We start from the raw sequence: 20,928 nt of genomic DNA, 5'->3' as shown, positions 1-20,928 counted from the left end.
GTGCGTGCATGACGCGAGCGCAGCTGCCCGCTCGGCCACCTGGCGTCCAACCTCTTGGCAGCGCCAGCCGGGGGCTGCGCTGCGGCTGCCGCCCGCCCCGCCCGTCAGCGGGCGGGGCGCTGGGCTGGGGCGTGCTGGCGGCGCTTGCGCTGGTATTTCTGGCCGGTGCGTACCTGCTCAAGCAAACGGTGGGCTACTCGGGCGCGGTGCTAGGCGATCTGCGCGTCAGTCAGCCGTTGTTTTCTGGCGCGCGGGCACCTTACCGCCTGCAAGTCGGCAGGAAAACCGTGGGCTGGGTCAGCCAGCTGGACAGCTGGTACATCGAGCGCGGCTATGCCTATGGCACCCTGGCATCAGAGCAGGCCGCAGCAACGCCCCGGTCGGCCGCTTCCGCAGTCCAGACTTATCAACTGGCCTATTTCCTCTTCGATTGCCGCAGCAATGAATTCAAGCGCTATGAAAGCGACCGCGCCGCTTTCACGGCTGAGCTGGCCCGGCGCGGCCTGCCATGGCGCAATTTCATGAGTGGCGAAAACATTGTGGGCATGAAATACAACCAGCGCCGCTTTGACAGCCGCTGCGAGCCAGGCGCGCCGCGCTGAGGCTTCACACAGCACGGTTTTTCATGGCTGGCGAGTCTGCTGGCGCTTTTAAAAGCATAGCGGCTTTCGGCCGGAAGACGGGGGCAGCCCCAACCCCAACCGCACACCGCCTCAATGCACTGCCCCCTGCACGCTCAGCTGCTGCAAGCACTGGGCATACAGAGCGGCGTGCGGCCGCCCAGCGCCTTTCTCGCTGATTGGTATGCAGGCTCGGTGGTTCAGGGCCTCTCAATTCCTTGGCAGTATTGCACTTGGGGATTGGGGGCGCTCATAAAAAACGCGCCTTGAAGGCGCGTTTTTGCAAGGCTGGCGGGGGCCGTCAGAAGTTGTCGAGCACCGCCCCCTTGCTGGCGCTGGAGGCGTTGAAGGCGAATTTGGCGAGCACGCCGCGCGTGTAGCGCGGCGGGGGGGCTTGCCACTGGGCGCGGCGGCGGGCGATTTCGGCTTCGGGCACGTTCAGTTGCAGCAGCAGCCGGGTGGCGTCGATGGTGATGCTGTCGCCTTCTTCCACCAGGGCGATGGCACCGCCTGCTGCGGCTTCAGGGGCCACATGGCCGACGACCATGCCCCAGGTGCCGCCGGAAAAGCGCCCGTCGGTGATCAGGCCCACGCTTTCGCCCAGGCCCGCACCGATGAGCGCGCCGGTGGGGGCGAGCATTTCGGGCATGCCGGGGCCGCCTTTGGGGCCGAGGTAGCGCAGCACCATGACGTCGCCCGCCTTGATGCGGCCATCCAGAATGGCCTTGAGGGCGCTTTGCTCGTCGTTGAACACGCGGGCGGGGCCGGTGATGACGGGGTTTTTCAGGCCGGTGATTTTGGCCACGGCGCCTTCGGGCGAGAGGTTGCCTTTGAGGATGGCCAAGTGGCCTTGCTTGTAGAGCGGGGCGTCAAAGGGGCGGATCACGTCTTGCCCGGCGGGCGGCTCATCGGGCACGTCCTTGAGGTTTTCGGCCACGGTTTTGCCGGTGATGGTGATGCAGTCGCCGTGCAGCAGGCCCGCGTTCAGCAGCATCTTCATCACTTGCGGCACGCCGCCGGCGCGGTGCAGATCGACGGCAAGGTATTTGCCGCTGGGCTTGAGGTCGCAAAAGACGGGCACTTTCTTGCGCATGCGCTCGAAGTCGTCGATGCTCCAGTCCACGCCCGCCGCATGGGCGATGGCCAGAAAGTGCAGCACGGCGTTGGTAGAGCCGCCCGTGGCCATGATGACGGCCACGGCGTTTTCGATGGATTGGCGGGTGACGATGTCGCGCGGCTTGAGGTCTTTTTTGACGGCTTCGATGACGGCTTTGGCCGATTCGCGCGCGGAGTTTTGTTTTTCATCGTGCGGATTGGCCATGGTGCTGGAGTACGGCAGGCTCATGCCCATGGCCTCGAAGGCGGCCGACATGGTGTTGGCCGTGTACATGCCGCCGCAGGAGCCGGTGCCGGGAATGGCGTGCTGCTCCACGTCTTTCAGCTCCTGGTCGCTGATCTTGCCGGCGGCGTTTTCGCCCACGGCTTCAAACACGCTGACGATGTTCAGGTCTTGCCCGTGCAGCTTGCCCGGCAGGATGGTGCCGCCATACACGTAAATGCCCGGCACGTTGGCGCGCAGCAGGCCCATCATGCCGCCGGGCATGTTCTTGTCGCAGCCGCCAATGACGACCACGCCGTCCATCCACTGGCCCTGCACGCAGGTTTCCACGCAGTCGGAAATGACTTCGCGGCTGACCAGGCTGTATTTCATGCCTTCGGTGCCCATGGCCATGCCGTCTGAAATGGTGGGCGTGCCAAACACCTGGGCGTTGCCGCCCGCTTCGCGAATGCCGACAATGGCCGCGTCCGCGAGCTTTTGCAGGCCGCTGTTGCACGGCGTGATGGTGCTGTAGCCATTGGCCACGCCGATCATGGGTTTCTGGAAATCGCTTTCCTCGTAGCCCATGGCGTAGTACATGCTGCGGTTGGGCGCGCGCGCCTTGCCCTGGGTGATGTTGGCGCTGCGGCGGTTGATGGCCAGGCGCTGGCTGCCGCCGCTGTCACAGTCGCAATTGCAGTCGTTCATGGGAAAACCTCGTGGGGTGAATGAAATGGCAAGAGGAAAAGCCGTGCATTCTAGGTCTGCGCCTGCGGCACAAGCCTGCGATATAGAATCGCGCGCTTTGCAAGTCTTTGCCCTGCGGGCGTCGTTCAATGGCAGGACCTGAGCTTCCCAAGCTCAAGACGTGGGTTCGATTCCCATCGCCCGCTCCACTCCAGCTTTTATTTCAGCCTTTCATGGCGCGCCGCAAAGGCCCATGAAGGGCTTCAGCCCGCCTGGCCCGCCGTCGCGGCCCTTCCAGAAATTCCGATCCGGCAACGCCCGGCCCCATCCGGCAACGCCGGCCCCAATCCGCTGGCGCTGGTTTCGGCAAGCATCAAAGCGGCCCAGGCAAAGCGCGAATCCAGGCGCAAGCGCCCTTGCCGCATGACGGCCGCAAGCCCGCCCCAAGGCCAAAGAGTCAGCCTGGCGCCCGGCGCGCTTTGCGATGCACCCCGCCTGAACGCCCGCCGCGCCCGGGCGCAACCGCCTGCCGCGCGAAGGCGCCTCCAGTCCCCCGCTTCCATTCTTTCGTCCTGCTGCGGCCAGCCGGAGCGTCAGGCTGGCGAATTCCTAGAATCCGCCCCTTTTGAATCCTCTTTGCCGAAAGGAATGCTCACATGTCCCTGAAAAACGTCACCCCCGGCGACAAAGCGCCCGAAGCCTTCAACGTCGTCATTGAAATTCCCATGCACGGCGACCCCATCAAATATGAAGTGGACAAGCAAAGCGGCGCCCTCTTCGTGGACCGCTTCATGAGCGCCGCCATGTACTACCCCGCCAACTACGGCTACGTGCCGCAGACGCTGGCCGGCGACGGCGATCCGGTGGACGTGCTGGTCGTCACTCCCGTGCCGCTGCCGCCCGGCGTGGTTGTCACCTGCCGCGCCATCGGCATCCTGAACATGCAAGACGAAGCGGGCAACGACGCCAAGGTGCTGGCCGTGCCCGTTTCCAAAAAGCTGCCGCTGTATGACGGCTGGAAAACGCCTGACGACGCGCCGCAAAGCCTCACGCGCGCCATCACGCACTTTTTCGAGCACTACAAAGACCTGGAAGCAGGCAAATGGGTCAAGGTGCTGGGCTGGGACGGCCCCGAAGCCGCGAAAAAGGAAATTGCCGACGGCATCGCCGCCGCCAAAAAGTAAGCCCGCGCAAAGCGAGGCGGGGCCGCCGCCTCTGCTTCTTCACCTTCGCTCCTTGCTCCCGTTTTGCTTTGATTTAGCTCCTTGATTCATAGCATGAGGTCCTAGTGCAGACTGCGCAAGGCCTGCTTTTCATGCCCCTGAATCAGCTCCTGTTTTTGAATCAGCAAAGCGGCCTCTTCGCTGCCCCCGCCCCCTCTTCACGCGCTTTTTTCTTCACGCGCCCCTCGCATGAATGCCCCTGCTGACACCCCGCTGGCCCAGGCCGTCATCGCGCAGGCCGTGCAGGGCCTGGAAAGCACGGGCTGGCTGGACGACGCCGGCGCGCTGCGCCAGGCCGCGCGCGAAAAGCCGGGCGAGCGCCCGGCCCAATACCTGCGCCGCGCCTGGCTGCTGGGCGAGCGCCTGGGGCTGACGCAGGCGCTGGAGCAGGCGCGCGCCGCGCTGGGGCTGGCCCTCATCGCGCTGGCGCTGGCCGTGGCCCTGGCCGCGCTGGGGCTGGAGCGCGCCGCGCTGGGCGCGGAGCGCACCATCAACGCCGCTGCGGCCTTGGCCGCCCTGCTGGGGCCGCACCTGCTGGCGCTGGCCGTCTGGCTGGCCGCGCTCATGCTGCCCAAACAGCTGCCCAAACAGCTGCCCGGACAACTGCCTCAAGCCAGCGGCGGCGCGCTGCTGGGGCGGATGGCCTGGCGGCTGGCCCAACGCATGGCACAGCGGGTCGCCTCGCGCGCCAGCCGCCGCCTGGCGCGCTCCGGCTCGAATGCGGCCCGGCTGCTCGATGCCAGCGCCACCGTCTTGCAGCGCCTGCGGCTTTGGCCCTGGCTTCTGGGCGGCATCAGCCACGGCATCTGGGCGCTGGCCTTCGCGCTGGCGCTGGCGCTGCTGCTGTTTGACTTTGCCTTTCGCGCCTACAGCCTGACCTGGGAGACCACCATCCTCAGCAGCCACGCCTTCGCCGCCTTCGTGCAAGCCAGCGGCTGGCTGCCCGCGCGGCTGGGCTTTGCCGTGCCCGACGCCGCCGCCGTGCAGCAGGCCCTGGCGGTATCGGCTCCGGCCTCCGCCACCCTCGCATCCAGCGCCGCCGCCGCGAATCAAAGCGCCTGGGCCTGGTGGCTCATGGGCTGCGTATTCACCTACGGCCTGCTGCCGCGCGCCCTGCTGGCCGCCTTTTGCCTGTGGCGCTGGCGGCAAGGCCTGGGCCGCCTTGCGCAGCCCGATGCCGCCCTGCCCGCAGACTCGCCCGAAGCCTTGCTGCACGTGCGGCAAGTCTTCGCCCGCCTGGATGCCCTCGCGCCCGCCGTCGTCATGGACGCCGAGCGCCCCGCCCCTTGCAGCGAAAGCGCCGCCAGCGCCCACGCCGCCAGCGCAGCGCCCGCGCTCATCGGCTTTGAACTGCCGCCGGAGCTGCCCTGGCCCCCTGCCCTGCCGGCCAGCCCCGCGCTTCGCATCCTGAATGTGGATGGCAGCAGCGCCCAGCGCCAGGCCGCCCTGGCCGAGCTGGCCGCGCGCCCGCCCGCCGCCTTGCTGCTGGCCTGCCACGCCAGCGCCAGCCCTGACCGGGGCGCCGCCCGCTTCCTGCGCGAAGCCGCCCGCCACGCGCCGCGCACCGCGCTCTGGCTCGTGCCCGCAGACGAAGCGGCCCAGGCCGGGCACGCCGCGCGCTGGCAAAACTGGCTCCGCGCCGAAAAGCCGGGCGCCGCCCTGCTCGCCAGCAAAGCCAGCGCCCTCGCCTGGCTGCAAAAGCCATGACGGCATTGCCGCAAGCCGCGCAACCAGTTCAGAAAAAAGAGCAAATTCAGGGTGCCTAAAAACGGCATCAGCGCAAATTACACTAGGACCTCATGCTATGAATCAAGGAGCAAAATAAGCCCCCTTGATTCCGCCGCCCGCCAGCCCCCTGAAAACAGCGCGGCCTGCGGTCATGCCCGCGAGACACATCCGCTAACATTGCCCGCTTGTCCGCACACACAGGAGTAGGCCCTTGGCCAAACGCACCTTTCTCGACTTCGAGCAGCCCATCGCCGAACTCGAAAACAAGATTGAAGAGCTGCGCAACATGCAATCGGGCAATGAGGCGGCGGTAGACATCACCGAAGAAATCGACCGCCTCAGCCAGAAAAGCCTCAAGCTCACCCAGGACATCTACCGCAGCCTCACGCCCTGGCAAATCACCAAAATCGCCCGCCACCCCGACCGCCCCTACACGCTGGACTACGTCAAGGGCCTGTTCACCGGCTTCATTGAGCTGCACGGCGACCGCCACTTTGCCGACGACCAGAGCATCATCGGCGGCCTGGCGCGCTTTGGCGGCCATGCCTGCGTGGTGATCGGCCACCAAAAAGGGCGCGACACCAAGGAGCGCACCCTGCGCAACTTCGGCATGACGCGCCCCGAGGGCTACCGCAAGGCGCTGCGGCTGATGAAAACGGCCGAAAAATTCGGCCTGCCCGTCTTCACCTTCGTGGACACGCCCGGCGCTTTTCCGGGCATCGACGCCGAAGAGCGCGGCCAGTCTGAAGCCATCGGCCGCAACATCTATGAAATGGCGCAGCTGCGCACGCCCATCATCACCACCATCATTGGCGAAGGCGGCTCCGGCGGCGCGCTGGCCATTGCCGTGTCAGACCAGACGCTGATGCTGCAATACGCCATCTATTCCGTCATCAGCCCCGAAGGCTGCGCCTCCATCCTCTGGAAAACCGGCGAGAAAGCCGCCGAAGCCGCCGAAGCGCTGGGCATCACGGCCCCGCGCCTGAAAAGCCTGGGCCTGATCGACAAAGTAGTCAGCGAGCCGACAGGCGGCGCGCACCGCGACCCGCAGCACATGTGCACCCTGCTCAAGCGCGCCCTGGGCGAAGCCTGGCGCCAACTCAGCGCCCTGGAGCCTGAAGAGCTGCTGGAGCGCCGCTACCAGCGCCTGCAAAGCTACGGCCGCTTTGAAGCGGCCCCCGCCTGAGGGCCTGCTCAGCGCCTGGCCGCGAGGGGCGAAAGCGCCGCCCCGGGCGAAGCGGCGCTCAAACCACCACCGGCTCCGGCTCCAGGCGAATGCCGAAGCGCTCGTAAACGCTGGTCTGAATGGCCTTGGCCAGCGTCATCACTTCGCCGCCCGTGGCCGGGTGGTCGGCCGCGCCCAGGTTCACCAGCACGAGGGCCTGCTTTTCATAGACGCCCGCGTTGCCCATGCGCTTGCCGCGCCAGCCGCAGGCGTCGATCAGCCAGCCAGCGGCGAGCTTGACGCGGCCATCGGGCAGCGGGTAATGCACCACCTGCGGCTCGCGGGCAATGATGTCGCGGCACTGCTCGGCCGTGACGGTGGGGTTTTTGAAAAAGCTGCCCGCGTTGCCCAGCACGGCGGGATCGGGCAGCTTGGCACGGCGGATGGCCACCACCCAGTCCCGAATCTGGCTGGCCGTGGGCGCAGCCACGCCTTCTTCCGCCATGCGGCGCTGCAAATCCAGGTAGCCCAGCTCGGGCCGCCACTGGCGCGGCAGGGCGTAGCGCACGCGCAAGATGGCGGCGCACCCGGCCAGGCCCAGCCCGCCCGGCTCGGCGGGGGCGTGCTTGAAGATGGAATCGCGGTAGCCGAAGGCGCATTGCGCCGCGTCCAGCGTGAAGGGGCGGCCCGTGCGCAAGTCAATGGCATCCAGCGAATGAAAGCGGTCTTGCTGCTCCACGCCGTAAGCGCCAATGTTCTGCACGGGCGCTGCGCCCACCGTGCCGGGAATGAGCGCCAAGTTTTCCAGCCCCGGCAGGCCCTGCGCCAGCGTCCATTGCACAAAGCCGTGCCAGCTTTCGCCCGCGCCTGCTTCCACGATGGTGTGGCGCGCCGTCTGCTCCAGCACGCGCAGCCCCGGCACTTCCATCTTGAGCACGGCGGCGCGCACTTCGCCCGTGGCCAGCACGATGTTGCTGCCGCCGCCCAGCACCAGGCGCGGCAGGCCCGCCAGCTCCGGGGCGGCCAGCGCCTGCCGCAAGTCTTGCTCGCTGCGCACGCGCACCAGCGCGGCAGCGCGCGCGGCAATGCCAAAGGTGTTGAAGCTCTGCAAGGGGGCCTGGCGGGAGACAAGCATGTGACAATTGTGGCATTGCCTTTTTGTTGCAGGAGATACAGATGCCTTCATTCGACACGGTGTGCGACCCCGACATGGTGCAAGTGCGCAACGCGGTGGACAACGCCGCCAAGGAAATCGGCACGCGCTTTGACTTCAAGGGCACCAGCGCCGCCATTGAACTCAAGGACAAGGAAATCACCCTGCTGGGCGATGCCGACTTCCAGCTCCAGCAGGTGGAAGACATCCTGCGCGCCAAGCTCGCCAAGCGCGGCGTGGACGTGCGCTTTCTGGACAAGGGCCAAGTGCAAAAAGCCGGCGGCGACAAAGTCAGGCAGGTGGTGAAAGTGCGCAGCGGCATCGCCACGGAAGACGGCAAGAAGATTCAGAAACTCATCAAGGACAGCAAGCTGAAAGTGCAGGCCGCCATCCAGGGCGAAGCCGTGCGCGTGACGGGCGCCAAGAAAGACGACTTGCAAGCCGTCATGGCCCTGCTGCGCAAGGAAATGAGCGCACTGCCGCTGTCGTTCAACAACTTCCGCGACTGAGAAAAACCTTATGCACTCACCTTCCTTTGTCTTGCTTGCCGCCTTGTTTGCCGCCTTTCCGGCAGCGGCGCAAAACGTTTCCCTGCAAGGCATGATGGGCAGCAAAGCGCTGCTGGTCATCAACGGCGGCCGCCCGCGCGCGCTGGCGCCGGGCGAAAGCGCACAGGGCGTCAAAGTCATCTCCACCGGCGCGGATCAGGCGGTTGTCCTGGCCGACGGCAAGCAACTGACCTTGCGCGTGGGCGCCACGCCCGTGAATGTGAGCGGCGCCGGCAACAGCCGCATCGTGCTCACGGCTGACGCGCGCGGCCATTTCGTCACCGGCGGCAGCATCAACGGCAAAACCGTAGAGTTCATGGTGGATACCGGCGCCACGGCGCTTGCCATCGGCCATGCCGAAGCCGATCGCATCGGGCTGGACTACCAGAGCGGCCGCCCTGTGGGCTTGCGCACGGCCAATGGCGTCGTGCGCGGCTGGCAAATCCACGTGGACAAAGTGCGCGTAGGCAATGTCACCGTGCATAACGTGGAAACCGTCGTCACCCCCATTCCCATGCCCTTCGTGCTGCTGGGCAACAGCTTTCTCAACCACTTCAGCATGCGCCGCGAAGGCAGCCAGATGACGCTGGAAAAGCGCGGCTGAGCGGCTCAGGCCTCTTCGCCCCACCCTTGTCCTCGCCTTCCACCCCTCATGCGCCGTCAGTCCGTCCACGCCGCTTCTGCCGCCCTGGCCCTCTTTCTGGCCGAACCGGCCTGGGCGCAGGCCCACAAATGCCAGACGCCTGGCGGCCCTGTCACCTACTCTGACCAGCCTTGCGCCAGCGCACAAGCCGGAGGTCCCATCACCCTGCGCCCCAACAGCATGGACGGCAGCGAAGGCCGCGTGCAAGACCAGCGCGCCGCAGCCGCGCAGGCTGCACCGCCCGCCAGCCGCGCGGGCCGCGCCAGCAGCCACCACTCAAACAGCTGGGCCTGCCGCAATGCCCTGCGCAGCCTGCAAACCCAGCCGCAGCGCGTGGATGCCGAGCAGTTTGAGCAGGAACGCCAGGCCGCTTCCCGCGCCTGCGGCCATGAAGTGCGCGCCAAGCCGCCCAGGGAACCCAAAGCCCGGCCGCTGCGCAAACAGCGCGCCGCCAGCTCGCCTGCCAGCCGCGAAAAACGCCGCAGCAAGCCGTGACGCCTGGCATCAGACACACCCAAAACAGGAGCAAATTCAAGGGGCAAAAAAGGCGCTCCGCGCAGTTTCCACTAGGACATCACGCTATGGATAAAGTAGCTAAACGGCGCCACGCCTGCGGCTTGCCCGTTGTGCCCCTTCATTCCCTGAAACAGCGGCCACGCCAAAACCATCCGGCTGATGAAAAGAGAAAAATCAATCTGGCGTTTTTTATTACCCAGTGAATCATGTTTTCCCGGGGATATGAATGTCTGATTCAAGACGCTGAATCAGCGGCGGAAATCATCGTGAATTTCCGGATTCATGATCTGAATGAACTGAAAATGACCGCCCGAAGCCATTGCCGGGCGGTTTTTTCATGTGATGAAGGCTGGCATTTTCAAAAGCCGCCCGCCAGCGCCGGAATGAATGGCCCGCAGCGCTTCCGGCCCGCGCGGAAGGGCTACACCCAGCGCCGCACGCGCTGAGCGTAGCGGGCATAGTCCGCGCCAAAGCGCGCGCGCAGCGCGGCCTCTTCAGGGCGGATTTGCAAGGTGTTGAGCACCGCCACAAAAAGCGGCAGCGCCAGCAGCGCAGCGGCATTGCCCAGCCACACGGCCCAGCCTGCCAGCGCCAGCAGCATGCCCAGGTACATGGGGTTGCGCGTGTAGCGATACACGCCGCCCGTGACCAGCGCGCGGGCGCGCTGCGGCGCCAGCGGATTGACGGTGGTGCGCGATCGCGCGAAGGCCCACACGCCCGCCAGCGCCAGCGCGCCGCCCGCCGCCGCCAGCGCCAGGGCTGCCGCCCAGACCCACGCACCGCCGCCCGGCGGCCAGAGCTGCCCGGCAGGCACGCTGCGGGCCAGCTGCCACATGAGGGCGGCGCAGGCTGCGTCGATCACGGGCGGAGGAATCTTGTGGGCGTACCAGGGCGAAGGCATGGCGCGGAATTTACCGGCCCTATTTACCCGCCGTAGCAGGCAGTAGCATCCGGCGGCCCGGCCTTCATGCCCCCGGAACAGGTTCTCATACCCCAATAAGCCGTTTGCGCCCGTAGATCAAGCGCGGGCAGCTATCAGAAACAGAGCAAAAAGGAGTGTTTTCCATGCATGAGCTGCTTCATCAGCTGGTGCGCCGTTTCAACCTGGAGGCGGCGCAGGCGCGGCAGCTGTGGCAAATGTCGCAACTGCACGCCCGGCCGCCCGCCTTGCGCGGCTGGCTGGAGGAGGCGCTGGCGGCCGTGGCGGCGCTGCTGCTGGGCGCGGGGCTGGTGTTCTGGGTGGCGGCCAACTGGCCGGAGCAAACGCGCGCTTTCAAATTCAATGCCTTGCAGGCGGCGGTGCTGCTGCCCGCGCTGGCGGCGCTGGCCCTGCCGCGCCTGCGCACGGCCTGCCTGCTGCTGGCCACGCTGGCGCTGGGCGCTTTGCTGGCGTTTGTGGGGCAGACGTATCAAACGGGGGCCGATCCCTGGCAGCTTTTCGCCGCCTGGGCCGCGCTGGCGCTGCCGTGGGTGCTGGCTGCGCGCCGCGCCTTGCTGTGGGCGGCCTGGCTGCTGCTGGCGGCGCTGGCGCTGGCGCTGTGGGGGCTGCCGCTGGAATTGGCCCGGTACGAGCTGGCGCATCCCCGCCTGCAGCTGGCGCTGGCGGGCTGGGCGCTGCTGCTGGCGCTGCCTTGGCTGCTGACCTGGCTGGGGCTGGCGCCGTCGCGCCATGCGCACTGGCTGGCGGGCGGGCGCGCGCCTTCGCTGCTGCTGATGCGCGTGGCGGCGCTGGCCGTGCTGCCGGTTTGGGTGGCGATGGGGCTGATGGGGCTGATGGGGCTGATAGAACGGGGGGGCGGCGCGCTTTACACCATCTGTCTGCTGCTGACTGCAGCGGCGGGCTGGCTGATGGCGCGGCTGCGCGATGTGGCGGCGCTGGGGCTGGCGCTGCTGGCGCTGGATTTGCTGCTGCTGGCAGGGCTGGGCTATGGCCTGCTGAAAAGCAATACCAACGTGATGGGCATGCTGCTGGTGGGCGCCGTGGTCTCGGCTGCGTGCCTGGGCGGCAGCGCCGCGCTGCTGCTGCGGCTGCAAAGGCAGTGGCTGGCCGAAGAAGGCTGCGGGTAAAAAAACAGTGGGCACAAAGGAGCATGAACATGCATCACGCATCTGAAGCGCAAAAACGCGCGGGCGCGCTGCCGCCTGAGCTGCGTCTGGCCGGGCTGGGCATTCACGCGGGCCTGCTGCCGCCGCAAGCGGCCGAGTGGACCGCGCAGTGGCGCGAAAAGAAGGCGCGCGGCGAAGGGCTGGCGCACTGGATTTTTGCGGTGATGGGCTTTTTCGGCTCGCAGCTGCTGGTGTGGCCGCTGCTGGCGCTGGTGGGCTTTTTGTTCTGGAACATGCTGTCCGTGCCATTGGTGCGGCTGGCGGTTTCGGGCGCACTGCTGGCAACAGGCGCTTTCATGCTGCGCCCGCCAGTGGGCATGGCGCACGCGCAAATCGGTTTTGCCGTGCTGCAAGCCGGTTTGGTGGCGCTGTATCTGAGCCTGATGATGTTCGGCTTCATGGGGCCTGAAGGCGGCCTTCTGCCAGACACGCTGGGGCTGATTTTTCTGGCCGTGCTGACGGCCAGCGCGGCGCTGGCCGGGCCTGCCTGGGCACAGGCGCTGCTGGCCGTGCAGGCCACGGTGGTGGCCCTGGGGCTGTTCGGACGCTGGACGCTGTTTCATGACGGTTTCCTGTCCTGGAGCATGGGCATGCCCGTTTACGCCATCAACGCCGCCGTGCTGGCGCTGGCATGGGCCGTGCTGGTGGCCAGCGAAGGCCGCGTGCCTGGCCGCCACTGGCTGGCTGCCGTGCAGGCGCGCTGCTCACCGGCCCTGACAGGCATGGGCGTGGCGCTGGCGCTGTGCGTGGCGCAAGTCAATGCCAGCCACTTTTTCGCAGCCGTAACGCTGCGCAAGCTGGCGTCAGGCTCGGCAGAGGCCGGTGCGCTAGCCGTGCCGCTGCTGCATCTGGGCCTGGGGGCCGCGCTGCAACTGGCCCTCACGCTGGCCGCCGCTGGCTGGCTGATGCGGCACTGGCGCTTGCGGCAAGCTGGCGCGCGCAGCCTGGGGCTGTTCGCGCTGGCCTATGGCGTGCTGCTGCTGGCGTGCTTTTTCATTCCGCTGATTGGCGTGGTCACGCTGGTGGGCACGGTGGCGCTGGGCACGCACCGCCGCCGCCTGCTGGCGCTGGCGCTATTCGTTCTGCTGCTCGGCCTTTCAGGCTTTTATTACGCCCTGCACTGGCCGCTGGTGCAAAAAGCCGCCGTGCTGGCCGCCACCGGCGCGGCGCTGGGCGCGCTGCTGGCCGCGCTGCGCTGGGGCACAGCCAGCCGCCGCGCCCGGCAGGCATGGAGCAGCGCCAGCCTGCTGGCACCTGCCGTGCCCGCCAGCGCCGCCGCGTGGGCCAGCCTGGCGCTGATCGCCCTGGGCACGCTGGCCGCGCTGGCGCTGGTGCGGCACGACGTGGCCGGCAAGGAAGCCGTCATCGCGCGCGGCGAAAAAATCTACGTGGCGCTGGCCCCGGCCGATCCGCGCTCGCTCATGCAGGGCGACTACATGGCGCTGCGCTTTGACCTGCCCGCCAACATCGCCGGCGAACTGGCCGTGCGCGAAAACCGGCCCTGGGCGCCCGCGCCGCGCATCGTGGCCCGGCTGGATGCGCGCGGTGTGGCCCAGCCGCTGCGCGTGGCCCGCCCCGGCGAAACGCTGGCCGCCGATGAGCGCCTGCTGCCCGTGCTGCACAAAAACGGCCGCTGGACGCTCGTGACCGACGCCTACCACTTCCCCGAAGGCCGTGGCCGCCCCTTCCAGCAGGCCCGCTACGGCGAATTCCGCACCCTGCCCGATGGCCGCGCCTTGCTCGCCGGCCTGGCAGACGGGCATTTGCAGGCCATTGAGCCAGCGCCCGCCAGCCAGGCATGGAAAGAGGCGGAAGACGAAACGGAAGACGAAACGGAAGACGAAACGGAAGACGAAACGGAAAACAAAACACAAACCCGCGAAGGCAGCCGCGCAACCGGCGATGCGAAAACAGAATGAAGCCAACGCGGCTGACATGAATGAAACAGCGCCCGCAAGAGCCTGTTCCAGGCGGCCCCTGCCCGCCTGATCACATCAAAAACAGGAGCTAATCAAAGGGCCGGAAACACCTCTTTGCGCACATTCCACCAGGACATCACGCTATTAATAGAAGAGCGAAACGGGCTGGCGGCACATGCTCCAGATCCAGCCCCCGCCTGTCTCTGAATCTCAAGGCCGGGTGATTTCAGGGCCGTAGCGCAAGTTCAGCGGCGCCAGCCAGGCGCGCAAATCGGCGTAGGCAGCTTGCACGGCGGGCGGCGGGCCTTTCACGCCCAGGTCGATGTGGCGGCCGTATTCGGGGTGATCCATGCTGGGCAGGCTGAAGACTTTCACCTGGGGGTGCGCCGCTTCCACGCGCTCCATAACGGGAGTGAGCGCCGCCTCGATGGAGCCGAAGATGATGACCGAGCGCTCCAGCTGGCGCGCGCCTGCATCCAGCCGCCCGGCGTATTCGTGCGTCAGCACCCATTCGATCATGGGCCAGGCCATGACGGGAAAGCCGGGCATGAAGTGCACGGCACCGCCGCCGGGGCCGCTGCAACTGAAGCCGGGAATCTGGTTGTAGCTGTTGGGTATGAGCCGCGCGCCCGCTGGCAGCACGCCCATTTGCAGGCGGCGCTGGTGGTCAGGGTGATCGGGCTGCCAGGGCTGGCCCTGCTCGCGCGCGACAGCCTGCATGCGCGCATCAATCAGCGCCCTGGCTTCAGGGTGCGGCTTGAGCGCCACCCCCAGGGCGGCTGCAGCGCACTGGCGCGTGTGGTCGTCCGGCGTGGCGCCGATGCCGCCGGTGCAGAACACCGCGTCGCCCGAGGCGAAGGCGCGGCGCAGCGTGGCGGTGATGCGCGGCGGCTCGTCGCCTACGTATTCGGCCCAAGCCAGCGCCTGGCCATGGGCGGCCAGGATTTCGATGCACTTTGCCAGGTGTTTGTCGCTGCGGCGGCCCGAGAGGATTTCATCGCCGATGATGATGAGGCCGAACACCGGGGCGTTCACGGCTTGTCCTCATACGGGTGCTCTTGCAGCCAGCTTTGGTAGTCAGGGTGCTCGCGCAGGGGCTTGAAGCAGTAGCCCAGCGCTTTGGCGTGGCCGATGAACTGCTTGAGCATGCCGCCTGTGACCCAGCCGTCGTGCCCTTCCCACATGCTGGTGCCCACCAGCAGCACGGGCTGGGGCGGAAGCGCCTTGAGGGCGTTGCGGGTCAGCTCGTCATAGGGCTTTTTGCCTTCGGTCCAGTCTTTGCTGGCCAGAAAGGAGGCGGTCGTCCAGTTCACGTGCTTGTAGCCGCAGGACTGGGCTGTTTCCAGCAGGCGGGGGGAGGCGCGCCCTTCCACGTGAAAAAGCTGTAGCGGCGGCTTGCCGGTGTAGTAGTTCAGGCGCTCGGCGGACTTGTCCAGGTTCTCGCAGTACTTGCTGCCTTTCCAGGTGAACTCGCGCCCGGCAAAAGCGCCGTCGTGTATGCGCATGCGAAAGCGCGGCTCGCGCCCCGGCAGGTCGCCATTCCATTCCACACGGTCCCAGGTGCGCGCGGCCGTGTCATGCCCTTCGCGGGCGCGCGCCTTCCACCACGGCCCCCAGGCGCGGTCCAGCGAGGTTTTGCCGTTTTTCTGCTTTTCGTTGGCCGAAAAGAATGTGGCCGTCACGCCTTGCGTGTGCAGGGCTTCCACCAGCATGGGAGCCGATTCCAGATGGCCTGTTTCCAGCGCCAGATAAAGCGGCTGGCAGGCCCCGGGCGCCGCCACGGGCGCTGCGGGGGCTGGCGCGGGCGCGCTTTGCGCCGCCGCTGCCAGGCAGACGGCGCTTGAAGCAGCCAGTCCTGCGGCTCTGATCAGCGGGCGGCGCAGCAAATCAAGTTGTCGGGTCATGAAAAATCCTCAAAAATATCGCCAATGGCAAATGCCGGAACAAAACCAGCGGCACGAAGTAACTTATTGTAGTTTCCATATTCCAGTTGTCACGAAAATAAGCCGTTTCTCCTGATTCCGGAAATCAGGCCCCACCGTGAAATTTTTCTCATATTTCCTGCGATTCATTCCCACGCGCGAGCAACTCGCCAAACACCGCGCAACCCGCTGGCTGGCCCCTTGGCTGGGGCAGCGCAAGCTCTGGCACTTCTCGCGCCGCAGCGTGGCGCTGGGCATGGCCATTGGCATTTTTTTCGGTTTTCTGCTGCCCGTGGCGCAAATTCCGCTTTCGGCGGCCACCGCCGTTGTCTTGCGCGCCAACGTGCCTGCCGCCATGGGCAGCACACTGGTGACCAACCCCATTACCTTCGCGCCCATCTACTACCTGGCTTGGCGCACGGGCGCATGGCTCACCGGCCATGAAGGCGCCGCTCCCGCCAGCTTTCCGGCAGCCGAAGCAGTCAGCGCCGCTTCCGGCCCCCATGGCGCGCCGCCGCCCGGCCTGTGGCAGCGCATTCAGGCGCTGGGCAAGCCCCTCATCGTGGGCCTGGCTGTTTTCGCCTGTGCGGGCGGCTTGGCAACCTACGCGCTGGTTTCGCTGGGCTGGTGGCTGCACGTGCGATACAAGCGCTGGCGGCGCCAGCCCCGTTAGCTGCGCCAGGGCCAGGAGCCGGTCGCAGCGGCGGCCAGCCAGCTGGCCCACTGGCGGAGCCAGCATGAGGCAGCGATGCCAAGAGGGCCAATTTGAAAACCAGCTGGAATTCCGTTTGCCTTTTCTCTTTTCTAAACCCGCCGTTTTCCCTTCGCCCCTTTCATTGATCCCATCAATTTCAGTGATTTCTGATGGATTCACAGCTTTGCTCTGACGGGTAGTACAAAAGCCTTTTTCTCGCGCGTCTGCATTCTTTGAATCAGGCCGTACAGCTGCTTGGCCGCTTTGCAGTCTTTTTGCGCTCTCCAAGCGCTCCATGTCCGCCCGCCTGATGGGGGAGGCAGGCTTCCAAACTCCTTTTCAAACGCGCTCCTTCCTGTTGGAAGCTGTTCAGAGCCTGGCCGCGAGAGGCAAAAACGCAGATCCGCATGGGCTGCAAGGCCCAAGAACGTCCGGGTCCGCGCTTTTTGCGCCTGCGAACGGAATTCGAGCAGGCCTCAAGCCCCCGTGATCAACACTTTCTTGATCTGCGTCTTGTTGCAACGCACAAAAAATGCTTGCAAAGCGCATCGACGCTTCTAAAATCCCCTTGCTGCACTGCAACAAGCTTTTTGTGGCATGGCAGCGGTTTTTTCCCCTTTTATGTTTTTGAAGGAATCTACATGCTGACCCCTGAACAACTGCTGGCCGCCCAGAAAGCCAATATGGAAGCCCTGCACGACCTGACCACCAAGGCTTTTGAAAGCGTTGAGCGCCTGGTTGAGCTGAACATGACGGCCACCAAGGCCATGCTGGACGAATCAGCCGCTCACGCGCAGGCCCTGCTGGGCGCCAAGGACATGCAGGAGCTGCTCGCCCTGCAAGCCAGCGTGTTCCAGCCTCTGGCAGAAAAAACCGCCGCCTACAGCCGCCATCTGTATGACATTGCCGCAGGCGCAAGCGCCGAATTCGGCAAGGCTGTGGAAGCCAAGGTGGCCGAGTCGCAAACGCAGCTGTCCAACCTGGTGGAAAACACCGCGCAAAACGCCCCAGCCGGCTCTGAAACCGCCGTGGCCATGATGAAAAGCGCCGTGGCTGCCGCCAACAATGCGTATGAATCGGTGCAAAAAGCCGTGAAGCAAGCTTCCACCGTGGCCGAAGCCAACTTCAACGCCGTCACCGCCAACGCAGCCAATCTGGCCAAGAGCGGCAGCAAGAAGCGCTGATACCGTTTGTCTCCTTGGAGCCTCCCTCGCGGAGGCCACTTGCGGGCCACGCCTTTTTTCAGGCGTGGCCTTTTTTATGGCTGCGGGCCGCTTGCGCATTCAGGCCAGCGAACAGAGAAAAATCTGGCGTGAAAAAACACGCCAGAGCCATCAGGCCCCGGTGCCTTTCATGCGCGCTGGCGCACAACCAGGCGCTTTCAATTCAGCCTTGCTTTGAAACCTGCTTGCAGCAATGACCTGGGGCGCAAAGGCAAAAGACAGCCTCTGTCAGACACGGCTGATGAATGTGATGAATAAGGCGGCACTTTCGGCGCACTCCTGCACGCCACATAAATTCAAAAACAGTAGCAAATCCAATAGGCAAGAAATACCATTCAGCGCAGGTTCTACTAGGACCTTATGCTATGGATAAAGGAGCAAAATAAGAGGGCAGGATGCGGGCATGGAATGCAGGTATGCAAAGGCTTGCGCGCCTGCCGCCTGCGCCCAGGCCTTTGCAGGCGGCTTTCTCCGCACCCGGCCAGGCTGGGGGGTGGTTTGCAGCAAGGCGTGCGCGGGCGGCGGACAATGCTCCGCCGCGCGTGGCGCGAAGCTTTTTGTGGCACTACCTCAGAGGAAAAACACATGACCCGGCCTGATTCTTTGCTTGACTCTTCTTTTGACCTGTTCGTCATCGGCGGCGGCTCCGGCGGCGTGCGCGCGGCCCGCATGGCGGCGCAGCGCGGCGCGCGCGTGGCGCTGGCCGAAGGCAGCCGCATGGGCGGCACTTGCGTGAACGTGGGCTGCATTCCGAAAAAGCTCTACAGCTACGCCGCTGGCTACGCCGAAGCGTTTGAAGAGGCGCGCGGCTTTGGCTGGCGCTGGCCGCAAGCAGCCGCGCCGCAGCTGGACTGGGCCGCGCTCAAAAGCGCCCGCGCGCAGGAAATTGCGCGCCTGAACGGCGTGTATGAAGGTTTGATGACGCAGGCGGGCGTTGCCGTGCTGCGCGGCCAGGCCGGCCTGCTGGGGCCGCAAGCGGGCGGCTTGCAGGGCGTACAAGTCAGGGCCGCTGACGGGCAGCAGACGGCCCATGCCGCCCGCCACGTGCTGATTGCCACTGGCGGCATGCCGCGCCGCGCCAGCGTGCCGGGCGGCGAGTTGGCCATCACGTCAGACGAAATGTTTGACTTGCCCGCCTTCCCGCGCCGCCTGCTGGTGGTGGGCGGCGGCTACATCGGCTGCGAAATGGCCAGCATCTTTCACGGGCTGGGCGCTGATGTCACGCTGGTTTACCGGGGCGAGCAGGTGCTGCGCGGCTTTGATGACGAAGTGCGCGCCTTCGCGGCCAGGCAAATGCAGCAGGCGGGCGTGCGCGTGCTCACGCGCTGCGATGTGCGGCGCATCAGCGCCGGTGCGGATGGCGCGCGGCAAGTGGAGCTGACCGATGGGCAGATCATCACCGCAGACGCCGTGCTCTACGCCACGGGCCGCGAGCCGAACACGCGCGGCCTGAACCTGGCCGCCGCCGGCGTGGCGGTGGATGCGGGCGGCCACATCGAAGTGGATGAGCACTTCGCCACGCGCGCGCCGGGCATTTACGCCATTGGCGACGTGGTGGGCCGCATGGCGCTGACCCCCGTGGCGCTGGCAGAGGGCATGGCGCTGGCCGATCAGCTGTTTGGCCCCGCGCCGGGGCAGCCTGCGCGCCAGATGAACTACCGCAACATTCCCACGGCAGTGTTCACGCACCCGCCCATCGGCACGGTGGGCCTGACCGAAGAGCAGGCGCGCGCGGCGGGCCGCCCCATCCGCGTGTACCGCAGCGATTTCAGGCCGCTGCGCCACACGCTTTCGGGCAGCAGCGAACGCGCGCTGGTCAAGCTCATCGTCGATGACGCCAGCGACCGCGTGATCGGCCTGCACATGGCCGGGCCTGACGCGCCCGAAATCACCCAGGGCTTTGCCGTGGCCCTGCAATGCGGCGCCACCAAGGCGCAGTTCGACGCCACCATCGGCATTCACCCCACGCTGGCCGAAGAGTTCGTGACGCTGCGGCAAGTGGCGCGCAACTGAACCAGGCAGGCGAAAGAATGGCAAAGACGCCAAAAGGCCGGCTGATTGACTGATGACGGCCCAAAAAGTCAGCCGCCGTTTGTTTGCCCAGCGGGTTCTTCAACAAACAAAGAGCCGTTTCCGTTTCATCAGAAAGCGGATTCAAGGCGCGGCGCCCTGACCTGGCAGGCCCATTGCCTATCAGCTTCCTGCCGCCTTCCCGCTTTCCGTGGCTTCTCCCGGAAAGCGGGCCAGCGGGCGGGCCGGGAAGATGCGCAGTAGGCCAGGTGCCGCCAACGGAGAACGCCTTGCGGTCCGGCTCCGGCCTGCCGCCCCTTATGGCAAGCCATCAGCAGGGCCTGGAGCGGCCAGAAAAATTCTGGAAGAGCACAAGTCAATTGAAGGATGAACCCCGCTTCCCGCAGCATCAGGCAAGGGGGCATTCAGGTCTGGCCGGCGGCCTGTAACTGGAGACGGAAACGCGTTGGGTCCGGGGCCATGTCCGGCTTGCGCTTCGTGTTCACGCACGGGCTTTGAACAGGCTCTCTTCACGCCCGGGCGCGAGGGTTTTCAAAAAGCGCCTGGCGCTGGCATTTGTGGAGCCGGCGCTCCTGCCGGGGCCTCTTTCGTCTTCCGGCCTGCGCCCCGGCCATCAAGGCATGCCGTTTTGGCATTTCAAAAATATTTCGCTCCTCTATTCATAGCATGAGGTCTTAGTGGAACGGGCGCTGGCGCCGCTTTTCATGCATCTGAATCAGCTTCTGTTTTTGTAGTGATGCCACCCGCTCTGATTTCTTTCCAGGCTCACCGGTTTCAAAGTGGCGGGCCTGGGCTTTGGATGCGGCTGATGCCGGAAAATCGCCGCCCATGTCTGCCTCTGCTTCTTTTGCCCTTGTGCTGGCCTCTACTTCGCGCTACCGGCGCGAGCTGCTGGCGCGGCTGGCGCTGCCGTTTGAGACGGCCGCGCCTGATGTGGATGAAACCCCGCGCGCGGGCGAAGCCCCGCGCGAGCTGGCCTTGCGGCTGGCGCTGGAGAAAGCGCAGGCGGTGGCAGCGCGCAAGCCGCAGGCCATCGTGATCGGCTCTGACCAGGTGGCTGATTTGCATGGCCAGCCGCTGGGCAAGCCCGGCACGCACGAGCGCGCCGCCGCGCAGCTGGCCCGCATGAGCGGGCAAACCGTGCTGTTTCACACCGCCGTGGCCGTGGTGCAGGCCAGCCGGGGCTTCGCGCAAAGCAGCCTGGCCACTGTCACGGTGCGTTTTCGCACGCTGGACGCCGCCACGATCGAGCGCTACTTGCTTGCCGAGCAGCCTTACGACTGCGCGGGCAGCGCCAAGAGCGAAGGGCTGGGCATTGCCCTGCTGCAAGCCATTGAAAGCGTCGACCCCACGGCGCTCATTGGCCTGCCGCTGATTCGCACCGCGCAACTTTTGCGCGCCGCCGGGCTGACGCTGCCGTAAAGCCCAAGAG

At 66.0% G+C, this 20,928-nt stretch carries 20 protein-coding genes and 1 tRNA gene; 15 read left to right on the top strand and 6 right to left on the bottom strand.

Annotation, left to right across the window (positions count from 1 at the left end):
- The first annotated feature begins 8 nt into the window (after nucleotides 1-8).
- Nucleotides 9-602: a hypothetical protein gene (locus C1720_RS09730; RefSeq protein WP_102284055.1), complete on the top strand. Its 594-nt coding sequence runs from the start codon at nucleotides 9-11 to the stop codon at nucleotides 600-602.
- 319 nt (nucleotides 603-921) lie between these two features.
- On the opposite strand, the gene ilvD is transcribed toward C1720_RS09730, so the two are convergent.
- A complete protein-coding gene (ilvD, locus tag C1720_RS09725; RefSeq protein ID WP_102284054.1) occupies nucleotides 922-2,646 on the bottom strand; it encodes a dihydroxy-acid dehydratase in 1,725 nt (574 codons plus the stop codon).
- A 114-nt stretch (nucleotides 2,647-2,760) separates the two neighbouring features.
- On the opposite strand from ilvD, the gene C1720_RS09720 reads away from it, so the two are divergent.
- The 4 genes from C1720_RS09720 to C1720_RS09705 all read left to right on the top strand — a co-directional run bounded on the left by C1720_RS09720 (nucleotide 2,761) and on the right by C1720_RS09705 (nucleotide 6,762).
- Nucleotides 2,761-2,834, top strand: a tRNA-Gly gene (locus tag C1720_RS09720).
- A 447-nt stretch (nucleotides 2,835-3,281) separates the two neighbouring features.
- Nucleotides 3,282-3,809 (top strand): inorganic diphosphatase, encoded by a 528-nt coding sequence (gene ppa, locus C1720_RS09715; RefSeq protein WP_050714536.1) that lies wholly within the window; start codon nucleotides 3,282-3,284, stop codon nucleotides 3,807-3,809.
- 228 nt (nucleotides 3,810-4,037) lie between these two features.
- Entirely contained in the window at nucleotides 4,038-5,555 is a 1,518-nt protein-coding gene (locus C1720_RS09710) for a DUF2868 domain-containing protein (RefSeq protein ID WP_102284053.1), read from the top strand.
- Between the two features lie 232 nt (nucleotides 5,556-5,787).
- Nucleotides 5,788-6,762: an acetyl-CoA carboxylase carboxyltransferase subunit alpha gene (locus tag C1720_RS09705; protein ID WP_050714538.1), complete on the top strand. Its 975-nt coding sequence runs from the start codon at nucleotides 5,788-5,790 to the stop codon at nucleotides 6,760-6,762.
- Between the two features lie 58 nt (nucleotides 6,763-6,820).
- Here C1720_RS09705 and murB read toward each other — a convergent pair whose 3' ends face one another.
- Nucleotides 6,821-7,876: a UDP-N-acetylmuramate dehydrogenase gene (gene murB / locus C1720_RS09700; protein WP_102284052.1), complete on the bottom strand. Its 1,056-nt coding sequence runs from the start codon at nucleotides 7,874-7,876 to the stop codon at nucleotides 6,821-6,823.
- Between the two features lie 41 nt (nucleotides 7,877-7,917).
- On the opposite strand from murB, the gene C1720_RS09695 reads away from it, so the two are divergent.
- The 4 genes from C1720_RS09695 to C1720_RS09680 all read left to right on the top strand — a co-directional run bounded on the left by C1720_RS09695 (nucleotide 7,918) and on the right by C1720_RS09680 (nucleotide 10,047).
- Entirely contained in the window at nucleotides 7,918-8,403 is a 486-nt protein-coding gene (locus C1720_RS09695; RefSeq protein ID WP_102284051.1) for a YajQ family cyclic di-GMP-binding protein, read from the top strand.
- Nucleotides 8,404-8,413: 10 nt separating this feature from the next.
- Nucleotides 8,414-9,046 (top strand): retropepsin-like aspartic protease family protein, encoded by a 633-nt coding sequence (locus C1720_RS09690; RefSeq protein WP_102284050.1) that lies wholly within the window; start codon nucleotides 8,414-8,416, stop codon nucleotides 9,044-9,046.
- A 48-nt stretch (nucleotides 9,047-9,094) separates the two neighbouring features.
- Nucleotides 9,095-9,580: a hypothetical protein gene (locus C1720_RS09685; protein ID WP_102284049.1), complete on the top strand. Its 486-nt coding sequence runs from the start codon at nucleotides 9,095-9,097 to the stop codon at nucleotides 9,578-9,580.
- A 227-nt stretch (nucleotides 9,581-9,807) separates the two neighbouring features.
- Nucleotides 9,808-10,047, top strand: coding sequence for a hypothetical protein (locus tag C1720_RS09680; protein ID WP_102284048.1), 240 nt, complete (start codon nucleotides 9,808-9,810; stop codon nucleotides 10,045-10,047).
- Here C1720_RS09680 and C1720_RS09675 read toward each other — a convergent pair.
- Entirely contained in the window at nucleotides 10,023-10,502 is a 480-nt protein-coding gene (locus C1720_RS09675; RefSeq protein ID WP_102284047.1) for a methyltransferase family protein, read from the bottom strand. The genes C1720_RS09680 and C1720_RS09675 overlap by 25 nt on opposite strands.
- Before the next feature lie 164 nt (nucleotides 10,503-10,666).
- Here C1720_RS09675 and C1720_RS09670 point away from each other — a divergent pair, with 164 nt between their 5' ends.
- Nucleotides 10,667-11,668, top strand: a complete 1,002-nt coding sequence (locus tag C1720_RS09670; protein WP_102284046.1) for a DUF2157 domain-containing protein — start codon at nucleotides 10,667-10,669, stop codon at nucleotides 11,666-11,668.
- A gap of 29 nt (nucleotides 11,669-11,697) precedes the next feature.
- The gene (locus tag C1720_RS09665) at nucleotides 11,698-13,626 is read left to right on the top strand and encodes a GDYXXLXY domain-containing protein (RefSeq protein ID WP_158241692.1); all 1,929 of its coding nucleotides are present in this window, start codon (nucleotides 11,698-11,700) and stop codon (nucleotides 13,624-13,626) included.
- A 210-nt stretch (nucleotides 13,627-13,836) separates the two neighbouring features.
- Here C1720_RS09665 and C1720_RS09660 read toward each other — a convergent pair whose 3' ends face one another.
- Both C1720_RS09660 and C1720_RS09655 read right to left on the bottom strand, forming a co-directional pair.
- Complete coding sequence (locus C1720_RS09660; RefSeq protein WP_102284044.1) at nucleotides 13,837-14,661, bottom strand: competence/damage-inducible protein A; 825 nt, start codon at nucleotides 14,659-14,661, stop codon at nucleotides 13,837-13,839.
- A complete protein-coding gene (locus C1720_RS09655; RefSeq protein WP_146006969.1) occupies nucleotides 14,658-15,530 on the bottom strand; it encodes a polysaccharide deacetylase family protein in 873 nt (290 codons plus the stop codon). The genes C1720_RS09660 and C1720_RS09655 overlap by 4 nt, the downstream gene beginning before the upstream one ends.
- Before the next feature lie 136 nt (nucleotides 15,531-15,666).
- Here C1720_RS09655 and C1720_RS09650 point away from each other — a divergent pair, with 136 nt between their 5' ends.
- From C1720_RS09650 to gorA, 3 genes are all read left to right on the top strand, one after another.
- Entirely contained in the window at nucleotides 15,667-16,221 is a 555-nt protein-coding gene (locus C1720_RS09650; protein WP_050714549.1) for a DUF2062 domain-containing protein, read from the top strand.
- A 662-nt stretch (nucleotides 16,222-16,883) separates the two neighbouring features.
- Complete coding sequence (phaP, locus tag C1720_RS09645; RefSeq protein ID WP_050716340.1) at nucleotides 16,884-17,426, top strand: TIGR01841 family phasin; 543 nt, start codon at nucleotides 16,884-16,886, stop codon at nucleotides 17,424-17,426.
- A gap of 624 nt (nucleotides 17,427-18,050) precedes the next feature.
- Nucleotides 18,051-19,478 carry a glutathione-disulfide reductase gene (gene gorA / locus C1720_RS09640; RefSeq protein ID WP_102284043.1) on the top strand — a complete coding sequence of 476 codons (1,428 nt, stop codon included), beginning with the start codon at nucleotides 18,051-18,053 and terminating at the stop codon, nucleotides 19,476-19,478.
- Between the two features lie 692 nt (nucleotides 19,479-20,170).
- Here the strand turns inward: gorA and C1720_RS13775 are convergent.
- Entirely contained in the window at nucleotides 20,171-20,326 is a 156-nt protein-coding gene (locus tag C1720_RS13775; RefSeq protein ID WP_158241691.1) for a hypothetical protein, read from the bottom strand.
- Between C1720_RS13775 and C1720_RS09635 the strand changes: the two genes are divergently transcribed.
- Nucleotides 20,325-20,918 carry a Maf family protein gene (locus C1720_RS09635; RefSeq protein WP_102284042.1) on the top strand — a complete coding sequence of 198 codons (594 nt, stop codon included), beginning with the start codon at nucleotides 20,325-20,327 and terminating at the stop codon, nucleotides 20,916-20,918. The two genes, C1720_RS13775 and C1720_RS09635, sit on opposite strands and share 2 nt — an antisense overlap.
- Nucleotides 20,919-20,928: the final 10 nt, after the last annotated feature.

Origin of the sequence: Ottowia massiliensis (assembly GCF_900240305.1) — a bacterium.
Classification (GTDB): Bacteria; Pseudomonadota; Gammaproteobacteria; order Burkholderiales; family Burkholderiaceae_C; genus Ottowia; species Ottowia massiliensis.
The sequence above is the reverse complement of the archived record's forward strand: the minus strand, read 5'-3'. Positions and strand labels throughout refer to the sequence as shown.